Raw genomic sequence first — 26,486 nt, forward strand, 5'->3', positions numbered from 1 at the left:
AACAGACGAATTTGTTCATTAGCGTCGTCAGTGTTATTGAGAAAGTGAGTCAGCACTGCAGGCGGGTTTCCCGCCGTAGGTGACTGACGAACCCGTAAGGGTACCGAGAGATTAACTGATCGAGGCAAACATTACCAATGAGTTCCTAACAAGAAGAAAATGCAAAACTACGTTTTCATTGTTGATACAAACAAGCAACCACTAAACCCAATTCGCCCCAAGCGAGCAAGAACCCTGCTTAACAGTGAAAAAGCAGCAATTTTAAGAATGTATCCCTTTACCCTGATACTAAAAACGTCTGATTTCTCCCAGAACAATCCGTTGCGCTCCGTTTTTGGGCTATCTGATGATACGGCGGTGAGATGAACTCAGGAGTGAAAAAGAAAAATAAAAGCTTGTGGCTTCTTTGTTGTGTCTTCTGGCTATTATCAAATGCTCTAGATACCCCAATACAAGCTAAAAAAATCACTCCCCACCCCTCCACCCAATCGGAGGGGAAACCGATTGATGCTAATAGGTTTTCTTGCTCAAACCAAAATCTAGAAGCACTAACGACTCAACTCTTGCAAGATTTACCAAATTATGCTAATAGAGCAAGTCAACGCGCCCGTCGCTTGAGCAGGGCCACTGACGTTTATAGTTATATGGTAGTGGCGGGAAGACCTGAGTTTACACCGCTACCTCTTGATCCTAGTGGATACACGGCAGATTCAGTCAAAACTGCTTCCGAAAAAGTAGAGCAAGTTTTTTTTACGACTTTAGAGCGACAATATACTGCAGGTAAACCAGTTCAATTACAGGAATTCCACTGGCTGTTTCTCACAAAAACAAAGAGTGATTGGCGTTTTGTGATGATGTTTTCCCAAATTGGTTCATTTCCCAAGAATCAGCCACCGACACCGCCACGAGATAGTAGTGATGGTATCGTTGCTCAAGCAGTTGTTGCTTGGTTACGAGATTGTCAAGCGGGAAGTGTGCGCCTGCGTTCTCGGAGTTTGAAAGGTTCGTCTCAAAAGCCGCCACCATCACAAGCGCCGCCACCGCCATCACCGCCTCCACCGTCGCAACCGCCGTCAAAGTCATAAGACATATTAAAAAACGTTACTTACATGAACCTAGCTGATTACGTTCTGCTGGATGAGTAACAAAATAATCTTGAAGCCATTGACATCCCCGTGCTAGTAAATCATCTAAATCCAAACTCCACAAAATCACTTTGCCATCTTCACTAGCAGAAGCAATAATCTTGCCATCCGGGCTAAAAATAAGGTTTGTCACTGGCTTGCTGTGTCCTGTGAGGGTAGTAATGGGAGTTCCATCCCGTTTCCAAAGTTTGATAGTTGTGTCATCACTACCAGAAGCAAGGATTTTTCCATCAGGGCTGAAACTGACGCTTGTTACTGAACCACTATGTCCAGTGAGGGTATAAATCGGAGTTCCATCCCGTTTCCAAAGTTTAATAGTTTGATCTGTACTCCCTGAAGCAATAATTTCTCCATCAGGGCTGAAACTTATACTATTAATATCTTTTCTATGTCCATTGAGGGTAGTCATTAAAGTCCCGTCTAGACGCCAAAGTTTAATAGTTCTATCATCATCACTGCCAGAAGCAACAATCCCCCCTTCGCCCCCCTTAAAAAGGGGAGTTGGACTCACACTGACACTTTTTACCCAACCTTTATGACTATCTTTAGGGTGGGATGAAATTAGAGTAGGAGCATCCAACTTCCAGATTTTAATACTTCCTTTGTCGGTACCAAAAACTATGATTTTACCATCAAGGCTGAAACTGATACTTGTTAGCAAATCTTCATAACCAGGGAGAGTTTTAATTAGCTTCCCATCCCGTTTCCAGAGTTTAGTAGTACCTTGCTCAGTACTAGTAGCAATAGTTTCACCATCTGGACTAAAACTGAGACTATTTCCCAAAGTTTTATGTCCTTTGAAGGTATCAATTAAAGTTCCATCCCGCCGCCAAAGTTTTACAGTGCCATCTTTGCCAGCAGAAGCTATTGTCTTGCCATTAGGGCTGAAACGAATACCTGTTATCCTACCTTTATGTGCGGTTAATTTAGTTATCACAGATAAATCTAGGTGCCAAAGTTTAATTTTGCCATCTCTGTCAACAGAAGCGATCGCTTTTCCGTCGGGGCTAAAACTGACGCTGGCTACTGAATCGCTATGTCCAACAAGGGTATTAATTAGAGTACCATCCAGTTGCCAGAGTTTGATAGTTTGGTCATTACTGCCAGAAGCAATAATTTTACTATTGGGGCTAAAACTAACAGTATTTATATATTTCTTTGTTTTTGTATCCTCCTTATCTCTATTTGTATCCTCCTTGATAGTTGTGATTAGGGTGCCATTAAATTTCCAAAGTTTGATAGTTCTATCATCAATAGAAGCAATTGTTTCTCCATCCGGACTGAAAATGACGCTTTTTACCCAACCTTTATGCCCAGACAGAAGTTTAAGCAAGGTTCCGTTGCGGTTCCAAAGTTCAATATTTCCTTCTTCACTAGCAACAGCAATAATTTCCCCATTAGGGCTGATTGCAGCAGTTGTCATTAAATTACTCTGCATTTTCACAGGTATAGTTTTAATCAGAGTCCCATTCAATTGCCAAAGTTTTATAGTTCCATCTTTGCTGGCAGAAACAATAGTATTATCAGAACTAAATGACACACTGACTACCGAACGTTGATGTCCAGCAAGGGTTTTAATTGGAGTACCATCTCGATTCCAGAGTTTAACAGTACGGTCATTACTAGCAGAAGCTATGAATTGGCTATCGTGGCTAAAGCTCAAGCTTTTCACCTTATCTGTATGACCAGAGAGGGTTTTGATGGGAGTACCATCTCGGTTCCAGAGTTTTATAGCACCATCATCATTAGCAAAAGCTATGAGCTTACTATCGGGACTAAAACTCACAGCAGAATCTCCTATTTTTTGACCAATGTCAAATTGATTATATTCACGAATATTGACGAGGATATTCAGTAAAGCAGATAACGGGGTAGTTGTTTGATATTCACCTAAAGAAGATTGATTTTGCACAAGGGGTTTTAAATCTTGACTAGCCTTCATAGCTAAAAATAAAGCTTCAATTTGTTTAGATTTGAATTGTTGATCAGCATTATATCCAACTTGTGTAAGTCTTGTATCTTCCTTGGCTCTATGTAGTTGCTTTTGTCCATAAAAAACCATAATAATTGCAAGAATTCCTGCACTCAAAATGATATATATCGCTTTCTTATTAGCTTTAGCTAATTGTTGCTTTGCCTTTTTATTGGTTTCGGTCAGTTTTTGCTTAGCTATTTCATTAGCTGATGCTAATTCCTGATTGGTTTCGGTCAGTTTTTGCTTAGCTATTTCATTAGCTGATGCTAATTCCTGATTAATTTCAGTCAATTTATGATTAGCTTCAATTTGTAATTCTGTAGTAATTTTTTGGCTTTCTTGTAAAAATTCATAATCTGTATTACTGAGATTTTTACCAACTGCCCATGTTAAAGCCTCATCTAAAGCTTTTCCTTGCAATAGCCAAGATTGGTGATGCTGGAATTTTAACCAGTTATTAATTGCTTCACTGTACGGGCGAAGTCTATTTAATTCTTGTTCAATCCAATTCTGGTTGAACACAACTTGATATATAGGGTTATATACTTTTAAATAATTGTTGTTTTTGACGACCAAGCCTGATAGCCTTAATTCTGTTTGCTCTTGACTACTATCTACAACTACCTTCTCACCTAGTTGCAAAACTTGCTGGTATAATCCCAATAATCTACCTGCTTTGTGTTCATTACGGAGTAGGCGATCGCGTATAGTTCTTAAATGCTCTGGTTCATCCTGAGCTTCCCAATTATTTATAATATATTTATCAACTAATTCATTAACATTCAGATAGCTGTTTGTTCTTTCCTGGGCAATTAAACTACACAACTTTTGTGTAAGAAATGGCTGTCCACCAGTCCAGTGCAACACGTCTTGTAAAACTGCTTCTGGATGCTCTACTGTGTCTGCCAACCCTGGAATTAATGCATCCTTCGCTTCGATAAAACTAAATCCAGTTAATTCTATGGAACTACCAATATTAAACGGTGTGCGTTCTCTCTCTTGAATTAAATCAGACGGTGTGGCTACTCCTAGCAAACAAAAAGTTAGACGTTCATATTTGGGAGATTCAGCACGTTGATTGTAACAAGCACGAATTAAAGCAAAGAAATCATCTTTAAATTCAGTTTTGAGCAAAGTATCGATTTCATCAATAAAAATGATGATATTGGCTGACAATTTATTCAACACTAAGGACTCAAGCAGTAAATTTAATCGCTGCACATCTGTCCAAGAGTCATGCTGTAACCACCAACTATTAAAATCTATATCATCAATTTCAAAACTAGTTAACAATTGATTCGCAAATCCCTTATACCATTTTTCGGGGCTAACATGACTACCAAGGATAGTCAGATCAATAGAAGCACATTTGATTCCTATTGATCTGAGTTTTTTGATTGCTTGGACTCGCAAACTAGATTTCCCCATCTGTCGCGAGTTAAATACAAAACAATACTCCGCAGCCTTCAGTAATTGAAAGATTTGTGCGTCGGCTTTTCGAGATACATAAGTGCGATGATTCGCATTTAAACTACCACCGACTTTATAATAGTTGTCAAATTTCATTCTTTTTACACTAGTCCAAATATGAAAAATCTAGATTTATTTAAAAACGCGAATTTAATCAGGTGTAAAACTTTCTTCTCGTAGCAATTTTAGTAGGGTGGGCACTGCTTACCGTTCACTGAAATTGCTATTTTTACGTTGTGAGCAGTGCCCACCTTACAGTTATTAAAAATGATGCAAGATCTCAGTAAACAAGTATCATCACAATTCCAGTAATTTTAGTAGAGTAGGGTGGGTACTGCTTACCGTTCGCGCTCAATTGCTATTTTTACGTTGACAGCAGTGCCCACCTTACAGTTATTAAAAATGGTGCAAGATCTCAGCTAACGCAACCTTTCCGCGTTACTGGTGCGTTACGACAAGCCTAATTCACGCCAAATTAAGAGTTGCAGTTATTCAATCCACATTCATTAGAGACGATCGCAAAAGTATTCATGATACAAACGGCAGCGTGGTATAACAATATTATTGGTAATTTTAATTAGTCCCATACTATCTAATTGATAGATTTGGCGATTTTTAAACTCTAATTTAACGACTTCATCAGTATTCAATATTGCTTTAAATACACTTCCTAATTCTTGATTTTCTTGGAGAGTCTCCAAATGTCGGCGTAAATGCTCAGTATAAATTCCCGTATCTGTGGTTGCTTCTTTGATTAACTGTTCAATAGTTACATCCTGACGTACTAGATAATAAAGCGCCAGTCGCACTAAATAAGGATGTCCTCCTACTAAAGACATAATGGGAAGAATCTTTTTACTATCCAAACCATGTCGAATAGCTAAACTTTTCACCTGTTCCTCATTAAATTCTTCTAATTTAATTGGCAAACCAACATTAAAAGGAGATTGATTAATATCTAAACGTCCATAATCTTCTGTAGAATGTGATACTAATAATCGCAATCTTTCCCATGTTTCTGATTCATTGGCATTTTCATTCCAATTACGCAACATCGGGAAGAAATTCTCATAAATTTCCGGGTATTCAAATAATTTATCTACTTCATCTAAAGCGAGAACTAAAACACCATCTAATTTTTTTAGCAGATTTTTAAATGTTAGGGTGCAATTAACCATACTGGGAGTATCTAAATCCCACACTTGTAGTGGAGGCGCTGAAGATAGTTGATTAATTACATAAGCATAAAAACAGCGTAAAAAATCATTGGCATTAGTAAATTTATTTGTTTCTATTAAACTGAAATTTAAGTACACTGTATTATAATCACTCTTCTTAGCTTCCGCCCTAATTCTTTTTAAAAGCGAAGTTTTACCCATCTGCTTGGGAGCTTTAATCCGAATGAGCGCACCTGGTTCTTTGATAGCACTATAACAACGAGATTCAATAGAAGAGCGTTCTTGATAAAAGGCAGAGTTAACTGGCTCTGGTCCTTCTGGAAACCGTATATTCTGAATGATCTGTCCGCATTTTTCTAAAGCTTTAACACTGACTAACTCCGGCTTATATTTAGCAAATATTTCAACTAAGTTACAACGGTAATCTGGTTCAGTTTCAGGAGGAAAGCCAAATTTAGTAGATATATTTCTAAGTTGATGGCTAGCAGTAGAACGATGCGTAGCGCCAAGTTCTCTGGCTATTTGTTCATCTGTCTGTCCACTTAAAAATAATGGCAATACCTTCTTCTGCTTCGGAGTTAATTCGTATTGATATATGTGTTCAAAAGCTTGTTGATTCATGTGTCTTTTGATGACTAACTTGATTTTTTATCCTTAAGGTGCTTGTATAATCAGTGGACTATGAGCAGTCTTGAGTAAAGATGTGATGATCTGCAATCTTTTTATTTTATTGAAAAATATAACCATCTTGACTGGTGTTTGCTAAGAATGATACTATCTTTTCACGTTTTATCCAAATAAAAAAACAAATTAAATATCTTCAATTTTTCAGGTGCAGAAAGCGTACATAAAGGGTGCGTAAATTAATGTAACGTGCCAGATTTCTTTTGCGCTGGTGAGAGTTTTTGTTTGTGTGTTTAGTTAGTAAAAGCTGATGAGTCTATCAGTACAAGAACACATGATACATAAATTTAATAGTTAATTTATAAACTGACTGACCAGTTTTACTTTAGCAACAGTCAGACAGACATTAACAATGTTGAAGAAAACTTCATCAACACAGATGTTGAATTGAAATTGATGAATTTCTTCTCAAATGTGGAGCCGTATAGAAGTCAGATTTTAAGATGACTATTAACAAAGCGAAGACAAGAATTTTAGCATTGATTGATTTTGCTGCTTTTGAAAAAATAACTCAATACAGTTGGTGATAAGACCAAAACCGTTGAAGGAGAAAAAATATGAACCTCAAATTAATCATTTCGCTATTCACTGGCTGCGTCCTGACTGCTACCTGCATAACTTCTATGATTAGTCAAGCCAAAGCTGATGACGAAGTTCGCTTTATCTGTGCTTCAGGTTACGACAAACAAACTGATAAACGCTTCCCCACAACTTACGCTTGGACACCACGAGGAAAAATTGCAGTTATCCGTTGGAAATACCCCTGGTTTAACAGTCAAACTATTACTCCTGACAAACGGTGTAAAGATGTATCATCACAATTCCAGACTGCTTATAACAAGCAAAGCTTGTCTTACATCACCAATAGCACAGTCAATGGTCAAAATGTAATTTGCACAGCCCGTCAAAATGATGGGGCTTGCGATACCGTACTGCTAACTTTACGACCTGAAGATAAGCCTTTAGAGATTCTTGATGAACTCAAAGAACTCGTTAGAGGACGGAGTACTACACCGATACAGCATAGTTCTAAACAACGTCCAGTCTACTACAAAATTGATATTAATAAGTTCTTGCAAACAGCGCCTGTAGAAAAGGAATAATCTCAAGTCTGGCTGATACCACACCGCTATTGTGTCAGGAAATATGCTCGTAGTAGGCGCTTCAGCGCCAGGTAAAACTTAGATGCTTACCATAATTTCTCTTTAATTAAGAAGCATTAAAGTGCTTACTTCGAGCATTTTTCTTATCTACTGAGATCTTGCACCATTCTCAACAAACGTAGGGTGGGCACTGCCTACCAGCATTAAAATGAGAGTTTGCGGTTTCGATGGGCAGTGCCCACCCTACAAAAATAGCTAAAGTGCTGACTACGAGCATTTTTCTTATCTCTGGCTTTACTCAACATTACTTTAATCAATTGAAAAAATGAAACGCTTTAATATTATTGCGATCGCTTGCTTAAGTGGTTTCCTCATCCTCTCTAGCGCCTCCGCTAAAATATCTCAGCAAGTATCTAATCAACCAACTTCTATACTTGCAAATAATACCCTAACTCTAGAAAAACTTCGTCAACTAGCTCAAGCTGTCACTGTTAAAGTCTTTAGCTCTAATAAAGGTGGAAGTGGAGTATTAATAAGCAGACAAGGACGCACTTACACGATTCTAACCAACGCCCATGTTATTAGTGCCAAAGCAACTCATAATATCCAAACACCTGATGGTAAAACTCATAACGCTACAGTTATTAGTCGCGGTGATTCTTTATCAGGTAATGATTTAGCTGTCTTGCAGTTTCAAGCTCAAGAAAACTACCAAATTGTTCCTTTAGCAACCAACTCTAATTTATCCGAAAATCAAGAAGTCTTAGCTGCTGGCTTCCCCGATGATAGCAAAGAATTAGTCATCACCAATGGCAAAATATCTCTGGTATCTCCTCAACCATTAATTGGTGGGTATCAAATCGGGTATACCAATGAAATTCGACAAGGAATGAGTGGAGGAACACTATTAAATCAAGAAGGTAAATTAATCGGGATAAATGGTTTACATAACAATGCAATTTTAAACGAAACTTACACATATCAAAATGGGACGATTCCCAATGCAGAAGAAATTCAGCGATTGAAAAAATTTAGTTTTGCTGTTCCCATTCAAACTTTAGCGAAAGTCGCCCCAAATTTAGCAGTTATTCCCGCAGAATGGCAGAAGAAGCAGCAAGCTGAAAAACCGCCAGTAGGTAATACATTAGCTGATAAAATCAATAACGTTAATAACATTGCTCAAAAGATTACTGTAAGGATTGACTCGAAAAATAATGGTAATGGTTCCGGAGTCATAATTGCTCAACAAGGACAAACTTATTATGTGGCTACGGCGCGTCATGTGGTAGAAAAGTCAGACTCTTATGAAATTCTTACCTCAGATGGCGAACGATATGCAGTACAACCAGTGCAACCAGAAAACTTTAATTCAAAGGGAACTGACGCAGCCCTCATAAAGTTTACTAGCAATAAAAACTACACAATTGCAACTATCTCTAAAGAAAATCGCTCTGCTTTGGATAACACTAACCAAAAAAAGATGTTGGTATTTGTATCTGGTTTTCCTGCAGTAGATAGGGGAAAGCATAAATTAACTGCAGGGTTTCTTACAGTAAAAGAAGATTTATTTTTGGATGTAGACAGCAATGAAGTACCAATACCTTATTATGTAAACAATTTACTTAACCTTGGTCACGAATTGCGTTATTCCAATTTATCACTACCCGGAATGAGTGGGGGAGCAGTACTAAATATTATGGGTGAAGTAATTGGGATTAACTTAGGTGCTGATCCTAGAAAGCTTAATCAAATTGATAGTAATAATACAAATCAAAGCCCAGTTAAAATTGGTTTTGGTTTAGGAATACCCAGCAATACACTTCTGGGTTTAGCGACAAAAGCAGGACTCAATAAAGAATTGTTAAGACTCGTCAACAATAGTAATAAATCTCAACCACAAACTATACAATATTCAGAAATTAATTCATTGTGGGAACATCCATTATTTGCTATCCAAAAGCCAGCAGCCAATGCTAATGATTATGAGTTATTACAATATGCTAATAAAATATGGCGAATCGGAAATTTTGCAGAAACTGCTGATATTTTGCAGCAAATAGTTAAGTCTCAACCAAACTATTATCAAGCTCATTTTGTACTTAGTTTAGTCCTAACGAATGAAAAAGATAAATATAAGGAAGCTCTTGCTGCTTTTGAGAAAGTAACTACTCTCCAACCAAATTTTTATGAAGTATGGAAATATAAAAGTAATGTGTTAATGGGTTTGGAAAAATATCCATTAGCTCTAGCAGCAGTTGACAAGGCTATTGAGTACAGTGAGAAAGATGATAAAGACTTTAGTCTTTATTTGTTTCGTTCGTCCATATTAATTCAATTAAATAGATATCCAGAGGCACTAGAAGCAATTAACGAGGCGATTAAGATTCAGGATCTTGAGATCAACTACTTAATACGGACTTATGTCCTCTATCAGTTGGAAGATTATCAAGCAGCACTAGCAGATTCTAAACAATTGATTACACGTCAACCTGATAATGCCAATAACTACGTTCTCCAAGGTGATATCCATGTTAGGTTGAAAAAGCATCAAGCAGCTTTAGCAGATTACAAGCAAGCGATTAAACTTGAACCTGATAATTATGATGCTTACGTTTCGCGAGGTAATTTATATGTTGAGATTAAAGATAACAAAGCAGCTTTAGCAGATTACAAGCAAGCGATTAAACTTGAACCTGATAATGCTAAGGCTTACTACTGGCGAGGTTATTTGCACAAAGATTTGAAGGATTATCAAGCAGCGCTAGCAGATGCCAATCAAGCGATTAAATTTCAACCCAACAATAGCAACTACTACGTTTTGCGGGCTAGTGTCTACAAAGAGTTGAACAAGTATAAAGAAGCCCTAGTAGATTACAATCAAGCGATTAAACTTCAACCCAATTATGTTAAATACTCTTTGCGGGGTAATTTCCACCGAGATTTGAAGGATTATCAAGCAGCGCTAACAGACTACGACCAAGCTATTAAGCTTCAACCCAATGCTGTCAACGCCTATCAGCAGCGGGGTAATGTCCACTTTTTGTTGAACAACTATCAAAAAGCACTCACAGATTACAACCAAGCGATTACACTTCAACCTGATAATGCCGACAACTACGTTTCGCGGGGCATTGTCCGCAAAGAGTTGAACGATTATCAAGCAGCACTCACAGATTACAATCAAGCAATTAAACTTCAACCCAATAATAGCAGATACTACGTTTTGCGCGGTAATGTCCACAAAGAGTTGAAAAATTATCAAGCAGCACTCACAGATTACAATCAAGCAATTAAACTTCAACCCAATAATGCCAGCGCTTACTACCAGCGGGGTGATCTCAGCTATTTGTTGAGAGATTATCAAGCAGCGCTAGCAGATTATAACCAAGTGATTAAACTTCAACCCAATAATGCCAACGCTTACAACCAGCGGGGTGTTGTCCGCTATTTCTTGATAGATTATCAAGCTGCACTAACAGATTTGAATCAAGCAATTAAACTTCAACCCAATGATGCCAAGAGCTACTACTGGCGGGGTTTTGTTCGCAAAGAGTTAAAAGATTATCAAGCAGCACTAGCAGATTGCAATCAAACAATTAAACTTCAACCGAATGATGCCGTGGGCTACTACTGTCGGGGTGTTGTTTACCAAAAGCAAGGAGACGATAACGCTGCATTATCAGAATATGCTCAGGCGCTTGTCAAAAATGAAAAATTTGCCGCAGCTAACACAAAAATTGGCTACATCAAATATGAAAAAGGAGATGTTGAAGGGGCTATTCAAGAGTGGCAAAAAGCAGTTCAAGTTGATAGTGACTTAACAGGAGCGCAATTAGCACTTGCAGTAGTTTTACATAGCAGAGGTGAGCAACAAAAGGCTCTAAATATGGCACAAGCTACCTTGCGTTTAGATAAAACTTTAGCTGATGTTGAGGTTCTCAAACAAAATCTCTGGGGTACACGCCTAATTGCAGAGGGAGAAAAGCTCCTCTCTCATCCTAATATCCAAGCATTGCGAGTAAAGAAGTAGGTTATACCAATTCAAAAAATGTTTGCGACAGATAACCCCTGACGCACTGGCTCCCCTTAGCAACTTACCGTGTACACACATCTCACTCAAAACCTCACCCTCGCTTTTAGCTGCGCTAAAATCTTTCCCTCTCCTTACTAAGGAGAGGGATGCCCGATAGGGCAGGGTGAGGTTCCGAGAAAATTTCGGGTGATGGGATGACTTAGATCTTGCACCTTGACTTTAGTACGCCTTGAACTTAAGTTCAAGGCTCATAGCCAAAGTCCGTTAAAACGGACTGAAAGACTTATTTAGTCCGTTTTAACGGACTTAAACTTTGAGCCAAGAAATTTATTTCTTGGCGGACGAGAATTATGGTGCAAGATCTCAAATGACTTGTGTGTACACCGTAGCCGATGCCTTGGGGAGGAGTTTAACCGATGTGTTGCATTCTTTTTTCAAATTGGCATTAGCTGTTGTTGAAAAAAACTTCACCAAAATCAACTCTTGTCTCACCTGGAAGAATTTCTTCTCAATTTCCGACTTGGTTTGGTGAACACAAATAAGATGATGAACAGTAAATAAATTACTTTTTAAGGGAATCCTGCAATGAAAAGCAAATTATTAAAGATAGGAACTTCAACAATTTTGACCACTGTAATTAGTGTAATTGGTATCGAGAATGTATTGGGTTATCAATTGCCAACTCTTACTCAAAATCCTCAAGACTTGAAATCTACCTTGCTAGGTAAAACGACTAAAGCAGGACAATCAAAAATTATCCTAGCAAACAACTCTGAAGAACAAAACCGGATTCGCCTCTATGAAAAAGCTAGTCCGGCTGTAGTTGCGATCGCTCTAGATAGAGGACATGGTAGTGGTTTTATTGTGAGTCCAGATGGTCTAGTTTTGACTAACGCTCATGTTGTCCAAGATGGCCCGAAAACTGTTGCAGTAGTGCTTGCTGATGGTAGACAAGTCTTAGCTGATGTGCTTGGTTTTGCATCTGGTGGCTTGGATTTAGCAGCGCTCAAAATTCGCAATCAGAAAAATTTGCCCTTCCTGCGTTTAGCCTCCCCTCGTTCAGCGCGAGTTGGTCAATCGGTCTATGCGATTGGTACTCCCTTGAGTCTGAAATTACAAAATACTTTAACTTCTGGGATTATCAGCCGCATTGACACCAAATCAGGCTTAATTCAACATGATGCTGCTGTTAACCCTGGTAATTCTGGAGGACCATTACTCAACTCTAGTGGTCAAGTGATTGGTGTTAATAGTGCTATTTTGAATGATACCGAAATTAAAAGATTTATTGGCCTTAGTTTGGCAATTCCTACAGATATAGTCCAGCCTTTTTTGGTAGCCGTAGAACGAGGTAACGCTGAGGTAGCCACTCAACGCCAAAAACCTAGCAATACAAAAGAACAGGATTTACCCTTGAATGGTCAAGTTCTACAAGCAGCTTTAAAAAAAGGCGATCGCACTCTCCCAAACAATAGCTATTTTCACATTTATGCATTTGAAGGGAAAGCAGGTCAACAAGTAACTATTGAGATGGATAGTAAACAAATAGACTCTCATTTATACTTACTGCTTCCTGCTAAAGAGACGCTAGTAGGGGAAAACGACGACATCTCTCCAAAAGATTTTAATGCTAAATTGACAGTGACTTTGCCTGAAAATGGTATCTACTATCTGTTAGCTAACACTTTTGAAGCAGGAGAATCCGGGAGTTACAGATTACAGGCTGTGATTTCTCAGAAATAAAATAGTTACAAACAGCAGATGTTAAGTAGGTAGGCGTAATTAATTCGTAGATAGCAGTAGTGCGAGCGTCTCGCTCGCGGGCAAGATGCCCGCACTACATTTTATATTTAATTAAACTTACCAGCTACTAGTTGTTCTGCATTTCATCAAACTTAGCACGCACAGCTTGTATATCCTGCCACGTTAACCACTTAGGCTTGCCGACTTCACGGGATTGGTTACGTAACAAATAAGACGGGTGGAAAATTGGCATACACAAACGCCCATCCCACTCCATCCACTCTCCACGAATTTTAGAAATTGCACGCTTATCACCAGTTAATCCTTTGACAGCCGTTGCACCTACAAAAAGAATAATTTTTGGATCAACCAGGCGAATTTGTTCCAATAAATAAGGCTTGCAAGCTTCCATCTCTTCAGTCGTAGGAACTCGGTTATCAGGAGGTCTGCACTTGTTGATATTACAGATATAAACGTCCGTTTCAGTATCTAATTTAACTGAAGCAAAAATTTTCTCTAAAAGCTGTCCTGCCTTACCAACAAAGGGTAAGCCAGTTTCGTCTTCAGTTTGACCTGGTGCTTCCCCCACAACCATAATTGGTGCTTTAAGATTACCCCTTCCAACAACAGCATGAGTACGTGTATTTCCCAAACTACAACGGTAACAGCGATCGCAATGCTGTGCCAATTCCGTCATATTGGCATAGGTTCCAGTCGGAATGGGAATTTTCGCGTCTTTAGGAATCAGCTCTTTTTGGTCATTCGAGTCAATACTTGAATCCTCGAAGAGACTGAGTTGTTGTTCGTTACTCATGTGTGGGTTTTATCACCAAGAATGTCAGGGCAGCGGATTGAATTAAGAATTGGTATTAGAATTGTGTTTGTGCTGGTTTAACAACGACACGACCATTTTCCACAACAGTGCAATTTTTAGACATACTCTTGCAGTTGTCAAGTGGAGTATCAACACATTGCATTTGTGCAGACTGCTTTTTATGGTTATAATTGTTTTGATCTTGTTGTTGAATCAGACTAACAGCACAACAAGCAGAAGTGGTTAACAACATTTCAAGTACTTTTAGCTCTGTATACTATTATCGCTCGTAATGGTTGTATTTTTACGATCAAAACTTGTGTTTGGGAGCATCCCATTTTTGTGCCTGTCCGCAGCGTTAGCGTAGCGTGCCCGGAGGGCATACGCAACGAAGTGGAGCGTGGCAATCCTATCAACTGGTGCTCAGTGAGAGATTGTGGGATTGCTTCGTCGTCCCTCCTCGCAATGACAAGTTATTTTATGATTACAAAATAAAAACTGGGATGCACCCCTTGTGTTTTTTATAAGAACGCACAATTTTTGAACACACAGCCTTAACGCTTCGGCAGTTGTAAACCACCACGTTCTAGCATTTGCCGTACTTCAGGGCTAGGGTTGTAGTTGTAACCAAAAGAGGAGCGCTCTGAATCATCTACAATCTGAGGCGTTAGCAATACAATCACCTCGTTACGTTCATTAGTTTTGTTTGTTCTTCTAAAGAGTGAACCAAGAAGCGGAATGTCACCCAATATAGGAACCTTAGAGACATTTACTCGCTCTGAATCTTGAATAATACCACTGAGAATTAATGTCTGACCATCACGCAGACGAATTAAGCCAGAATTAAGAACACGCTTAGAAACTAAAAATATTCTTTGGCTACCACTCGAACCTAAGTTAATTTCAGCTGGAGCCTGAGGAGCTGCAATAGTGGGAGCTACTGAGAGAGATACAAAACCATTGTCATCAATCCGTTCAATTTTAACAGCTAGGGTTAAACCTACTTGTTCTTTATCCGCTGCAATTGTTTCTGTGGCAAAATTCTGATCGCGAACGATTTGCCTTTTTATATTACCTACTACTTCCTGAGTCAGGTTAATACTTGCGCTTTGACCTTCTTGAACAATTAAGGTGGGGTCAGTCAAAATCTTAGCATTGCCATTTTGTACCTGAGCTTGTAAGTTAACAAGCAAACGTTTAGGAAACTTAAGCGGATTTTCTGGCAATGGGTTTTTGATTGTTGGAGAACTAGATACACTTCCACTCACTTCAGAACTGGTCGCTGGTCTAGAACCGCCAAAATTGAGAACTGCTGCACCGCCATCATTAGTAAAGAAGTTGTTACCAATGCCAAACGAAAAGCTAGTGTTAAAGTCTTTTGTGTTCAGTAGATTAACATCGACAATTTTGACGTTAACGACGACTTGCCGACGGCGGATATCAAGCTGAGTCAGCTGAGATGTCGCCATTTCAACTTGCTTGGGAGAACCAATTAAAGTAATGGAATTGGTGCGTTCGTCTCCTAGTGCTTGTAAACCTCGGAGTAAGGGTGTTGAATATTTGGAGTCATCAAGACTTAAACGTTCAATTTTGGTTTCTGTTGTCGTCTGACTTTGGGTGAGGGGGTTGACAATACCACTTACAGGTACAGCACTAACACTAGTCACTTGACGTTCGCGGCTGACTGCACTTTCTGCCCCTAAACCAACCAAAAAGTTTAATGCTGTGTCCACCTTTGCCTGATTGAGTCGCACACTACGTACAATTACATCACGAACGGCATTAGGCAGTTTCGTTCCAACAAAAATTGTCCGTCCTCTGCGGTTTGCTTCAAGACCACTCAGGCGCAAGACATAGTTAAAAACATCTTGAACTGACTCGTTTTCTATATCTAGCGAGATTGTTGGTTCGTCACTCCTAGTAGTACTTTGCTGTCCAGAAGAAGCTTGCTCTTTAGTCTCTCTTCCTGCGAAAGCCAGGTTAAGACCAGCAGCACGAGTCAGCAGTGACAAAACCTCACGTACTGGGGCTTCTCGCAATACCAAGCGAGACACCCGTTCTTGAGTTCCTAAGTCAATGTTGTTAAAAGAAGCATCGAGATTGGAGATAGCAATATCACCTACAGGTGGTGCGATCGCTTTTGGCAAGATAGGCGAAGTTTGGTTCGTATCTAAATCTGGTGCTGCTGGTTGTGTAGGTTGAGGTGAGGGAGAAACAGGGGACGCAGTTTGTATTGGTACTGCTTGTGCTGTATTCGTCCTCGCCTGTCTTGGTTGTGTTGAGGTAAAGCTCAGAATAATGTTATTCTGCTGTCGCACCACGGGTTCACTGTTGGGGGCGCTGCTGGTTCCGGTAACTATCACCTGAATGCTATTGGCATCAAGCTGATAAATTGTCACTGAAGCAATTCCTGAAGCAGGATTATCTTGACGGAAAGTATTTCCTTTTGGTAAATGTAATTGAGTGTTAATAATATTTACGACTAAAGAGTTACCTTTTTTTGTCGTAAAAATTTGTGGGCGTGAACTCAAAGCAGTTTTCAATATGACGTTAATTCCAGCATCAACTGGACTTAGCTGCACTCCAGTAATTTGAGTAGTCTCTGCCCATACTGGTTGAGCTGCGAAAACAATCATTGCAGCAGCACCTAATACAAAACTACTATCACTAGCGTGAAGCTGTTTCACAGTTTATTCCTCACAATTGAAAAACCTAACAAAAAACTTTGCTTGTCCTGTGCTTTGGATCAAAGCGATTTGAGCTTTTGGCAGCTAAGCTCTTAGCATAGCTTTCTCGACAATCAACACAACTACGTTGATATATTTCCCTATAATTGTTCATCTTGAACAGTTTTTTTACCTGACAGCCACTGGCAGACCCAAGCTTGCGTAACACTTGTTCGTATGTCCCCTCGGCAGATACTGCCTCTGATAATTTTATCTTTACAATTTGTAAATTTTATAAATATATTTTTCCCCTATAAATGCACCCTCAACTGCCACCATCGGTTTTTACTGTTTTTAAAGATGCAAGGATACTACCTAAAATACTCAATCAACTAAGAAAGTGTATTTTAAAGAACATTTGACTCAGTATAGCATGATTATTTATTACTATGTAAAGAGCAAAATATGAGTAATTATGCTGTGTTATTGTTCAAGGTGCTGAATGTGGAATTTATAGTTAAATTAGTATTTGCAACAATTACTTTAATTTCTTCCTAGTAGAGATCGCCAAAAAAAACCACTATTCAAAATCCACGAAAAGCTTGTAATACAAGCTTTTTGAATTTTGAGAGAAGTTTGTAGCGCTCAGGAAATCTTCGTAAGCGCAAAGCGCACGCAATCATGTGTTAGCCGTAAGGCGTGCCATAGGTATACAAAGCAGCATTTTTGGAGGAGACTCCAATCTATGCCCTATGCCTGCGGTACGGCTGCCCTAACGGGTACCCTGCATTAACGGTGATAAGCGAATGCGTGAATTCCAAAGCAGCAGTCGTGTGTTGTGCCAATAGTAATCATGACCATTACTAAAAGCAACAAGATATTGTCTGTATCTAGCCTTGAGGCAAATTTATAAGCAAAGGAGATATTTCCGTTATCTTGCGTTTAAGAAGAAAACGGTTGCAATTTTGTTTGTCAGATCTCATACATTTAAACTGCGAATTTTCTTGTTATGAGTCATTAGTAAGACCAGCACGATGCAGCAGGTGAGACCAGCGCCTAGGTCGGGAGACCCTCCTGCATAGCGCTGGCTCTCCAACGCAGTGGCTCAACGGACAGGTGTCTCAAGTCGGGAAACCCGCCCACGGCACTGTCCTCCCCTACGAAGAGTGCTGGTTCACCAAGACGGGGGCTCGTCTCACCTGTTAAGCGTATTTCTTGTAGAGAGTAACGCTAATTCAAGAGAGTAACGCTAATTCAATAGTCGCCCAAAAAGTTAGATTTACCAACACCAAGTAACTAATCAATTCAAAATGTACAAGGGAAAAAACCAGTCATTGTAGAAAGTCTAGCCAATAGCCGTATACAAATCAAATGCGGGACAGCTTACAAGTTATAGCCAACACATTTTTAGCACGATTAATAGCAAAAGCCCAACAGATAAGGTGAAATTAATGCCAACGCAGAAAGCTTTAGCGATTGATGCAACTAGAGTAGAAGGTGGCAGGCGTATACTTCCTAGACGACCTGTGTTATCTAGCCACCATGCTAAATGGGAAAACTTATATTTGGAGTATCACATTCAACCAGAGTATGAAAGCCCTGAACATTATGCATCCCATTATACACTTGCTATTCGTCTCCGTAGTCAATCACATTTGGAACGATCGCTTGGTGATTGCCACAAAACTGAAAGTCCTATCCCTGGCGATGTGGCGATTATTCCTCCCCAAACCATCCACAAGGTATCTTCTTCTCAAGAGTCAGAATTTATTGCTTTGTGCTTAAATTCTGAGTTTGTCTCAAATATTGCTGGTGATTTAGTTAATCAGGATGTTGTGGAGATTATACCACACTTTTCCAAGCCTGATCCCTTAATTTATCAAATTGGGCTTGCCCTTAAGACAGCACTGGAATCAGATAGGTCGCCTAGCCGTCTTTATGCTGAATCAATGGCAACTGCACTATCAGCTCATCTCTTGCAGCATTACTCTGCGCCTAAGCACAAATTTCCAGAATATCAAGGAGGATTGCCGAAATATAAACTACAGCGAGTCATTGAATTTATTATCGACAATTTGGCAGATAATTTACTCCTTGACATCATGGCAAAAGAAGCAGGCATAAGTCAGTACCACTTCTGCCGCTTGTTCAAGCAGTCTACTGGGCTTTCTCCCTACCAATATGTGATGCACTGCCGCATTGAGCGTGCTAGGATGCTGCTGCTACAGAATAAACAAAAAATTTCTGAAGTGGCGTCACAAGTAGGTTTTGCTGATCAAAGTCAATTCACACGTCACTTCAAGCGCGTACTGGGAGTAACACCCAAAGAAATTCGTGCAAAAATTTAGCAAGAATATCACAAAATAGCAAGAATCTTCTAGACAGTAGTAATCAGGATTTCATATACCTTTAAATAAACATCAATGTCCCTATTAATCTCGGCTAGTGGTATTCGATCCAAAAGATTCTCCTAAGAGTTCCCCTTGGAAACACAGGACTCATTTATTGCCGCTCAAATTCGTCGGCAAGGTTGTTTATTTAACAACTCTTGCGATCAAACAAAGAAGCTGGGAGATAACATCCTCCCTTATCCCCCGCATTTCTTGTTGTGGTGCCCAGAAATAGTCCTGCCAAATTCAAGGGATTGGGAGAAATCGAATCAGAGTGATGAGTGTTGCGGTGCATCTCCAAAGAGACGTTTGCAAAAAACTGCTTACTGGACGTTTTACCACTACGTCCTTTTCTTATCTGGAGAAATAAAGGAGAGCGTATGAGCGACAATTGTAAGCTTCGCTGTACTCGCCCTGATACTATTCGCCATAGTACAACTTTAGAAGTTCAAGCGCAACTGATTGACATCCTCAACCAAACGCTGGCAACTACTATTGATCTTAAGACTCAGTTCAGGCAAGCCCGTTGGAATGTGAAAAGCATGAACTTTCATCCTTCACACAAATTATTTCACGAAATTGCAATTGAACTAGAGTTGTACATTGATATGCTTGCTCAGAGAATAACAACTCTTGGTGGTTTAGCCAGAGGAACAGCTCGATCTGCTGTCAAACATTCAGTCTTACCTGAATACCCCTTTCATCTTACACAAAGTCAAGAACACATAGCATCCCTAGCAGAGCGTCTATCCATCTATGCCTCTTTGCTATGGGAGAATATTGACCGCACTGCTATTTTGGGGGATGCTGAGACAGCGTACATCTACGCAGAAATCTCTAGCGTCATTGACAAGCATTTGTGGTTTTTGGATGAACAGCTGATGACCTCATGCTTTGATGAGGATCATCGAGTAGTTTCTCATAACTAAAGAAACAACTGTCGAAAATCTCCAAAGTTCCACAGTTGCCACAACCGGACGGCAGGTGCTAAAACTCGGGCGTTTGCCCACAAGGGCGCACTGCCTCTGGAACCCGTGTTAGGCGCTGTTCACTGAGTACAGGATGGCACAATTTCGTAGCGATTATTGGCTAAGGTGCGGTTATCTCAAGCCAAACCACAGTGCTACGGAATAAGGAAAAACTGTACTCAGATTAACCAAACATTTTCTAGCTAAATTTTGTGGCTAAATTTATAATTACATATAAAGATTAACTGATTTAATTTTTCTATTTTTAATTATTAGGGGTTGACGTTAATCCTTCCACGACATACTAACTTTCCTGGGATAAGAGTTAATTCTTGGATATCAACATCCGATCCCAGATTGAAAGAAAGTTCTTTGTGACTAGGCTCAAGTAGCCCTCCTGTATCGGTTTTAACTTGAATTGATGAGAGTTGCAACTCCTGTGTGCTAACTAGCTGCGGACTCATACTAATATCTAAATGAGTAGGCTTACCTTCGTCTGCCAAAATAGCGAAGAGTGTTGCTTTACTCTGGTCAAGGTCAATTTTTTTCCAAGTTATGGACTCGGATTTGAAGTGGTGTTCTGGTAAAAGTTCAACCACAACCTCATGTAAAGCAGTTGATAACAAGGTAGATGATACAGACGCATTGAGATCCTCCTGTGATTGGATCAATTCACCAACTACTGGTACTGTTTCTAATAGTCGTAGTGGTTGTCCTTTGAGTACTGAGCCAATATTGATACGAATATTTTCTGCAACTAGTTGAATTTGTGTAAGATGGAGACCTCGATATACAGCATGACTGGCAAAAACAGATACCCAAGGAATGCAACCAGACAGAAGTTGGCGATCGCTGGCTCTGATTTCCACTTCCAGTTGAGAGACTTGGCTCACTTGAGTTTTCAGCCACAGCTTGAGTGCTGCTGTCAACACATTTGTGACAATACGTGTTTTGTGTGATTTTTTCGAGTGTAAATGAGACTCTTGCATCTAACCGTTTTGCTTATGATTATTCTAATTGACAGATACCTAGAATTTTTACGCTATGTTAATGTAGCGTTTTGGGCAACTAATGAGAAAATGTAGAAAAATTATTTGCTGATTAACATTTTGATTGATTATCATTTGATTGATTATCAGTACTTCCCACATGCAGGCACGGTTACAAAAAATTCTTTCTCAATGGGGTATAGCCTCACGTCGTGAAGCTGAAGAAATGATCAGGCAGTCACGCGTGCTCATCAATGGTGAATTGGCACATTTGGGTCAAAAGGCTGATCCCCAAACAGATGCTATCACGGTTGACGGAAAGGTAGTGTCTGTCCTACAGCGCCCTAACCTTATTTACTTATTACTGCACAAACCATTCGGAGTGCTTACCACTTGTGAAGATCCACTAAACAGACCTACTGTATTAGACTTACTTCCTAAACAAATAAGTTCCGGTCAAGGTCTTCACCCAGTAGGTCGGTTAGATATAGACTCTACAGGAGCATTAATACTTACAAACGATGGAGATCTTACTTTTGGTCTAACTCATCCCAGTCACAGTATTTCTAAAACATATCGTGTTTTGGTCAAAGGACATCCTTCACAAGAAGTGCTACAGATGTGGCGTCAGGGTGTGGTATTGGAGGAGACAAAAACACGACCAGCACAAGTACGAGTGATAGAAAAGTTTGTTTCTTCTTGCTGCTTAGAAATTATTTTGAAGGAGGGGAGAAATCGTCAGATTCGCCGTGTTGCTCAACAATTGGGATACCCAGTTATTGAACTACATCGCACTGCTATCGGTTCTATTCAATTACAAACGCCTGGAAAAGCTCACTTAGGTGAAGGTAAGTATCGTCATCTAGAAGAGTTTGAAATTCATTTTTTAAAAAAAGCAATTGCAGCAGTTTCCTATTAAAGATTCAGTGTGGTTAAGGAGTGTAACAGTATATGACGTGGCAAACAAAGAAAGACAAGGATGAGTCAATACCTTCATTCGAGCAACAAAGAGCCGAAATTCTCGCCCAAATGGGTGCTCAACTGTTGGCGTTACGCTTGGGACAGGGTTTATCGCTAGAGGAAATGGTCCTTTTGACCAAAATTCCCCAACGACTATTAGAGGCGATAGAACAAGGTGATTTGACTAAACTCCCAGAGCCAATTTACACTCAGGGTTTGATACGGCAATTTGCTGATGCACTAGGGTTGAATGGCGCAGAGTTTTCCACTACTTTTCCTACAGATATAGACCAGTTCAGCCAAAACTTAGGTTGGAAAACGACATCAGCGAGTCAATTACGCCCTGTCCATCTTTATGTACTATACGTATTTTTAATTTTTTGCTCCGTCAGTGGTTTGTCTAAGTTACTCAACGCAACAACATTACAAGCAACTTATAACCAAAATAACCAGAAAGAACAAACACAGCCCCTAGCACAACAACAAACCACCCAAAATCAAAAAGTACAACTTGTTCAAGCTGTCAGTAAATTATCTGACAACGCCATAGAACCGCAGCAGGTGCAAATTGGTGTGACATTTAAACAGACATCTTGGATAAAAGTGGTAGCCGATGGCAAACTCCAGTACGAGGGTGAACTCCCACAGGGGACTCAACGCACTTGGATGGCCCAGGGACAACTGACAGTGAAAGCAGGTAATGCGGGTGGCGTGTTGATGAGTGTTAACAAGCAACAAGCCAAGCAACTCGGAGAACCGGGTACAGTCAAAGAAGTGACGATCGCAGCTAATACTAGATCCTAAGCAGAGGAAGGATGGAGAGAGTGAGGGAGTCAGAGAGTGCGGGAAAATATCCTTCCTTCCCTCCTTCTTTCCCCCTCCTTCTCTCCTCTCCTCACTTAGGTTGCGGCGCACGTCCACATAACTTAGTGAGATTTTGTAGGCGATCGCTCAATTCCTTAGTCAAAGCATTCGCTTGATAGCACCACTCCCAGTTACCTTCAGCTTTACTGGGGAAGTTCATCCGCGCTTCACCTCCTAAACCCAAAACATCCTGTAACGGAATAATTGCTTGATTCGCCACACAAGTCATCGCAAGTCGAATCAAATCCCAATGGATACCTTCAGGACTTTGACAACCTAAATAAAGCAACAAGTTTTGCCTTTCCTCTTCTGAGGCTGTATTGAACCAGCTTATACTTGTATCGTTGTCGTGAGTTCCGGTGTAAACGATACAATTGGGTGAATAGTTGAAAGGTAAAAATGGATTAGCAGCGTCAGAACCAAAGCCAAACTGCAAAATTTTCATTCCAGGAAATTCATACTTATCTCGCAGCGCTTCTACTTCTGGCGTAATGACTCCCAAATCCTCCGCCATTACAGGTAGCTTACCTAATCGCTGTTTAATTGTCTCAAATAACTCTTCTCCGGGAGCTTTGATCCATTCTCCATTGATAGCTGTTTGTTCCCCTTTTTTCACAGCCCAGTAAGCTTCAAATCCTCGGAAGTGGTCAATACGGATCACATCTAGATAATCCAGCATCGCCTCAAAGCGTCCTATCCACCAGCTAAAGTCCTGGTTTTTCAATCCCTCCCAGTTATAAATGGGGTTACCCCATAATTGACCAGTGGTGCTGAAGTAATCTGGTGGGACTCCCGCCATCAGTGCTGCTTCTCCCGTCTGTTCGTCCAAGCAAAAAATATGGGGATGGGACCACACGTCAGCACTGTCATGGGCTACGTAGATAGGAATATCGCCAATAATTTGAACACCGCTCATATTGGCATAGTTTTTTAGTTGCGACCACTCGCGGAAAAATTCGTATTGGGTAAACTTGTAATAAAAAATTTCCGTACCGAACTGCTGTTGTGCCCGTTCTATCGCTTCCGGTTCACGTTTGGCAAGTTCTGGCTCCCAAGTATGCCAACTTGTTCCATTATGAGCATCTTTGAGCGCCATAAACAAGGCATAATCCTCTAGCCAATAGGCTTTGCTGTCACAAAAACCAGCAAATTCCTTCTGCTGTAAGGATGTTGCCCTCTCTTTAAAATTCTCGCAGGCTTTTTTTAGCAGTTCGATTTTTATGGGCGTGACCTTGTCGTAATCTACCTTAGATTCCTGAAAAACTGGTAAATTAGCAAAGTCCTCCTCAGATAAGATACCCTGTTCTACCAATTTTTCTGGACTAATCAGCAGCTGATTTCCAGCCATTGCTGAATAAGAAGCGTAAGGAGAGTTACCATACCCAGTTGGTCCTAGAGGTAGCACTTGCCAAAATTGTTGGCCGCTTTCTCTGAGAAAATCAATGAACTCATAAGCTTGGATTCCTAAATCCCCAATGCCAAATCGGCTGGGAAAGGAAGTGGGATGTAGCAAAATACCGCTGGATCTGGGAAAAGGCATACTGAACCTATTGTTAATGAGCGAACAAATGCGCGATGCTACCTCTGGGCAGCTCCTTCTGGGAGCATCGCATTGAATCTATCACAGAACTAGTAACTGGGGATGCATCCAGTAACCTGACATTGATTGTCCTTTGCCTTTGATTAAATGACAAATGACTAATAACTCATGACTTACCGAAATCCTGCTCCAACAGTTGATATCATCATCGAATTAATCGACCGTCCTCATCGACCAATAGTGTTAATTGAGCGACATAATCCCCCTTTAGGTTGGGCTATCCCCGGTGGTTTTGTAGATTACGGAGAATCTGTTGAGATAGCAGCACAGCGCGAGGCTTTGGAAGAGACTAGCTTGCAGGTGAAGTTGGTTGAACAATTTCATGTGTATTCTGATCCCAGCCGTGATCCCCGCAAGCACACACTCAGTGTTGTGTTTTTGGCAACAGCAACGGGAGAACCCAAAGCAGGGGATGATGCTAAGGCTATAGAAATTTTTGAGTCTTGGCGTGTGCCACTGAATTTATGCTTTGACCATGATAAAATTTTGCAGGATTATTGGCGATATCGGCATTATGGGATACGTCCGAGGTTGGATTAACTGTTAAACCACCAAGACGCAAAAAGCGCAAAGTATAGAGATATGAGTAGAAGGGTTATTCGTACAAATCAAGCACCTGCACCTGTGGGACCGTATAATCAAGCGATTGTCGCGTCTGGTGAAATGATTTTTGTCGCTGGGCAAATTCCTCTTGATCCCAGTACGGGAAAGATTGTTGGTGAAGGGAATGTAACAGGGCAGACTCAACAGGTGATGGCAAATTTAGAAGCAATTCTCACATCTGCTGGGGCGAGTTTTGAGGATGTGGTGAAAACAACTGTGTTCTTGGCGGATATGAATGATTTTGCTGCGGTAAATGCGGTATATGCAAAGTATTTTGATGAGGCGACAGCGCCTGCGCGTGCGTGTGTACAGGTATCGCGTTTACCCAAGGATGTATTGGTGGAGATTGAGTGTATTGCCGTGATTTCAGGGTGAACTACCTACACTGACTGAGTACAGTACAGTGTAGGCTTCCGGCGTCATCGACAGATGCCTTTCCACCTTTGGGCTTATTGGTCTTACTCCGCCTCGGCACGGCAATAACGGGGTTCCCTCCGTCATTTGATAATATCCGAATTCCTTCTTTCCTGATGTTTAGTGCTGCATTACCATCACGATCATGATGAGTCTTGCAATTGGGACAATCCCATTCACGGATATCAAGCGTTAACTCATCAAGAACATGACCACAGGATGAACAGGTTTTGGAACTAGGGAAAAATCTTCCTATCTTTACAAGCTGTCCATCTTTAGCTTTCAACTTGTAATCTAGAAAGTTAACGAACATTCCCCAGCCAACATCGGATATTGACTTTGATAGCTTCCGGTTTCGTACCATTCCCTTGACATTGAGGTTTTCCACAACGATGACTTTGCTTTCGTCTACCAGTTTCCTACTTAGCTTGTGTAGGAAATCCTGACGGGAATTCAATACTCGTTCGTGAACCTTGGCTACGAGTTTTTTGTACTTGTTTGTTGAATTGCTACCTTTAACCTTACGAGCAAACTTTTTCTGCTTTCTAGCTAGATTCTTCTCATGACGCTTTAGGTGTTTTGGATTGGAATGCTTGGTAACTTGTTCGCCATCATGAACAATAGCAAAGTCTTTCAAGCCAAGGTCAATACCTACTATTTTGTCGCCTTTTGGTTGATCTGCATCACCATCAACTTCACAAAGAACAGACGCAAAGTATTTGTCTGTAGGAGTCTTGCTTATAGTAACTGTCTTGATCTGCCCCTCAATCGGTCTATGAAGAACTGCCTTAACAACACCAATTTTTGGAATTTCCAAACAATTACCCACAACTTTTACGTTTTGAGGATATTGGATTGATTGCTTATGGTGCTTTGACTTGAACCTA

Annotated in this window: 20 protein-coding genes; 12 read left to right on the forward strand and 8 right to left on the reverse strand. The window is 40.2% G+C overall.

Going from position 1 to position 26,486, the window contains the following annotated elements; all coding sequences use genetic code 11:
- Nucleotides 1–159: 159 nt before the first annotated feature.
- Nucleotides 160–366 (forward strand): RRXRR domain-containing protein, encoded by a 207-nt coding sequence (locus AC5JM2_RS34495; protein WP_495840494.1) that lies wholly within the window; start codon nucleotides 160–162, stop codon nucleotides 364–366.
- Nucleotides 367–374: 8 nt separating this feature from the next.
- On the forward strand, nucleotides 375–1,085 hold the full coding sequence (locus tag AC5JM2_RS34500) for a hypothetical protein (protein ID WP_495840496.1): 711 nt from the start codon (nucleotides 375–377) through the stop codon (nucleotides 1,083–1,085).
- Between the two features lie 16 nt (nucleotides 1,086–1,101).
- Here the strand turns inward: AC5JM2_RS34500 and AC5JM2_RS34505 are convergent, their stop codons facing one another.
- Both AC5JM2_RS34505 and AC5JM2_RS34510 read right to left on the reverse strand, forming a co-directional pair.
- Nucleotides 1,102–4,686 carry a WD40 domain-containing protein gene (locus AC5JM2_RS34505; protein WP_495840499.1) on the reverse strand — a complete coding sequence of 1,195 codons (3,585 nt, stop codon included), beginning with the start codon at nucleotides 4,684–4,686 and terminating at the stop codon, nucleotides 1,102–1,104.
- Between the two features lie 410 nt (nucleotides 4,687–5,096).
- Nucleotides 5,097–6,389, reverse strand: a complete 1,293-nt coding sequence (locus AC5JM2_RS34510) for an AAA-like domain-containing protein (RefSeq protein WP_495840500.1) — start codon at nucleotides 6,387–6,389, stop codon at nucleotides 5,097–5,099.
- A gap of 620 nt (nucleotides 6,390–7,009) precedes the next feature.
- Between AC5JM2_RS34510 and AC5JM2_RS34515 the strand changes: the two genes are divergently transcribed.
- The 4 genes from AC5JM2_RS34515 to AC5JM2_RS34530 all read left to right on the forward strand — a co-directional run bounded on the left by AC5JM2_RS34515 (nucleotide 7,010) and on the right by AC5JM2_RS34530 (nucleotide 13,331).
- A complete protein-coding gene (locus AC5JM2_RS34515; RefSeq protein ID WP_495840502.1) occupies nucleotides 7,010–7,555 on the forward strand; it encodes a COP23 domain-containing protein in 546 nt (181 codons plus the stop codon).
- Between the two features lie 325 nt (nucleotides 7,556–7,880).
- Nucleotides 7,881–11,585: a tetratricopeptide repeat protein gene (locus tag AC5JM2_RS34520; RefSeq protein WP_495840504.1), complete on the forward strand. Its 3,705-nt coding sequence runs from the start codon at nucleotides 7,881–7,883 to the stop codon at nucleotides 11,583–11,585.
- Nucleotides 11,586–11,901: 316 nt separating this feature from the next.
- Complete coding sequence (locus tag AC5JM2_RS34525; RefSeq protein WP_495840506.1) at nucleotides 11,902–12,120, forward strand: hypothetical protein; 219 nt, start codon at nucleotides 11,902–11,904, stop codon at nucleotides 12,118–12,120.
- A 53-nt stretch (nucleotides 12,121–12,173) separates the two neighbouring features.
- Nucleotides 12,174–13,331, forward strand: a complete 1,158-nt coding sequence (locus tag AC5JM2_RS34530) for a trypsin-like peptidase domain-containing protein (RefSeq protein ID WP_495840508.1) — start codon at nucleotides 12,174–12,176, stop codon at nucleotides 13,329–13,331.
- Nucleotides 13,332–13,458: 127 nt separating this feature from the next.
- On the opposite strand, the gene AC5JM2_RS34535 is transcribed toward AC5JM2_RS34530, so the two are convergent.
- The 3 genes from AC5JM2_RS34535 to AC5JM2_RS34545 all read right to left on the reverse strand — a co-directional run bounded on the left by AC5JM2_RS34535 (nucleotide 13,459) and on the right by AC5JM2_RS34545 (nucleotide 16,832).
- Nucleotides 13,459–14,145 (reverse strand): uracil-DNA glycosylase, encoded by a 687-nt coding sequence (locus tag AC5JM2_RS34535; RefSeq protein ID WP_495840510.1) that lies wholly within the window; start codon nucleotides 14,143–14,145, stop codon nucleotides 13,459–13,461.
- 55 nt (nucleotides 14,146–14,200) lie between these two features.
- Entirely contained in the window at nucleotides 14,201–14,398 is a 198-nt protein-coding gene (locus AC5JM2_RS34540) for a hypothetical protein (protein ID WP_495840512.1), read from the reverse strand.
- A 301-nt stretch (nucleotides 14,399–14,699) separates the two neighbouring features.
- Nucleotides 14,700–16,832: a secretin GspD/PilQ domain-containing protein gene (locus AC5JM2_RS34545; RefSeq protein WP_495840514.1), complete on the reverse strand. Its 2,133-nt coding sequence runs from the start codon at nucleotides 16,830–16,832 to the stop codon at nucleotides 14,700–14,702.
- Between the two features lie 1,430 nt (nucleotides 16,833–18,262).
- Here AC5JM2_RS34545 and AC5JM2_RS34550 point away from each other — a divergent pair.
- Together AC5JM2_RS34550 and dps are read left to right on the forward strand one after the other, a co-directional pair.
- Complete coding sequence (locus AC5JM2_RS34550) at nucleotides 18,263–19,159, forward strand: helix-turn-helix domain-containing protein (RefSeq protein ID WP_495840516.1); 897 nt, start codon at nucleotides 18,263–18,265, stop codon at nucleotides 19,157–19,159.
- Between the two features lie 422 nt (nucleotides 19,160–19,581).
- Nucleotides 19,582–20,130: a DNA starvation/stationary phase protection protein Dps gene (gene dps, locus AC5JM2_RS34555; RefSeq protein WP_495840518.1), complete on the forward strand. Its 549-nt coding sequence runs from the start codon at nucleotides 19,582–19,584 to the stop codon at nucleotides 20,128–20,130.
- 311 nt (nucleotides 20,131–20,441) lie between these two features.
- On the opposite strand, the gene AC5JM2_RS34560 is transcribed toward dps, so the two are convergent.
- Nucleotides 20,442–21,158, reverse strand: coding sequence for an LmeA family phospholipid-binding protein (locus tag AC5JM2_RS34560; protein WP_495840520.1), 717 nt, complete (start codon nucleotides 21,156–21,158; stop codon nucleotides 20,442–20,444).
- A 160-nt stretch (nucleotides 21,159–21,318) separates the two neighbouring features.
- Between AC5JM2_RS34560 and AC5JM2_RS34565 the strand changes: the two genes are divergently transcribed.
- Together AC5JM2_RS34565 and AC5JM2_RS34570 are read left to right on the forward strand one after the other, a co-directional pair.
- Nucleotides 21,319–22,077 (forward strand): pseudouridine synthase, encoded by a 759-nt coding sequence (locus tag AC5JM2_RS34565; RefSeq protein WP_495840522.1) that lies wholly within the window; start codon nucleotides 21,319–21,321, stop codon nucleotides 22,075–22,077.
- Between the two features lie 32 nt (nucleotides 22,078–22,109).
- Nucleotides 22,110–22,922, forward strand: a complete 813-nt coding sequence (locus tag AC5JM2_RS34570) for a helix-turn-helix domain-containing protein (protein ID WP_495840523.1) — start codon at nucleotides 22,110–22,112, stop codon at nucleotides 22,920–22,922.
- A gap of 91 nt (nucleotides 22,923–23,013) precedes the next feature.
- On the opposite strand, the gene malQ is transcribed toward AC5JM2_RS34570, so the two are convergent.
- On the reverse strand, nucleotides 23,014–24,522 hold the full coding sequence (gene malQ, locus AC5JM2_RS34575; RefSeq protein ID WP_495840525.1) for a 4-alpha-glucanotransferase: 1,509 nt from the start codon (nucleotides 24,520–24,522) through the stop codon (nucleotides 23,014–23,016).
- A 168-nt stretch (nucleotides 24,523–24,690) separates the two neighbouring features.
- On the opposite strand from malQ, the gene AC5JM2_RS34580 reads away from it, so the two are divergent.
- Nucleotides 24,691–25,122 (forward strand): NUDIX domain-containing protein, encoded by a 432-nt coding sequence (locus AC5JM2_RS34580; RefSeq protein ID WP_495840526.1) that lies wholly within the window; start codon nucleotides 24,691–24,693, stop codon nucleotides 25,120–25,122.
- A gap of 42 nt (nucleotides 25,123–25,164) precedes the next feature.
- Complete coding sequence (locus AC5JM2_RS34585) at nucleotides 25,165–25,560, forward strand: RidA family protein (protein WP_495840528.1); 396 nt, start codon at nucleotides 25,165–25,167, stop codon at nucleotides 25,558–25,560.
- A gap of 1 nt (nucleotide 25,561) precedes the next feature.
- Here the strand turns inward: AC5JM2_RS34585 and AC5JM2_RS34590 are convergent, their stop codons facing one another.
- Nucleotides 25,562–26,428 carry an RNA-guided endonuclease TnpB family protein gene (locus tag AC5JM2_RS34590; protein WP_495840530.1) on the reverse strand — a complete coding sequence of 289 codons (867 nt, stop codon included), beginning with the start codon at nucleotides 26,426–26,428 and terminating at the stop codon, nucleotides 25,562–25,564.
- Nucleotides 26,429–26,486 lie beyond the last annotated feature (58 nt).

It is taken from the genome of Brasilonema angustatum, assembly GCF_059505445.1.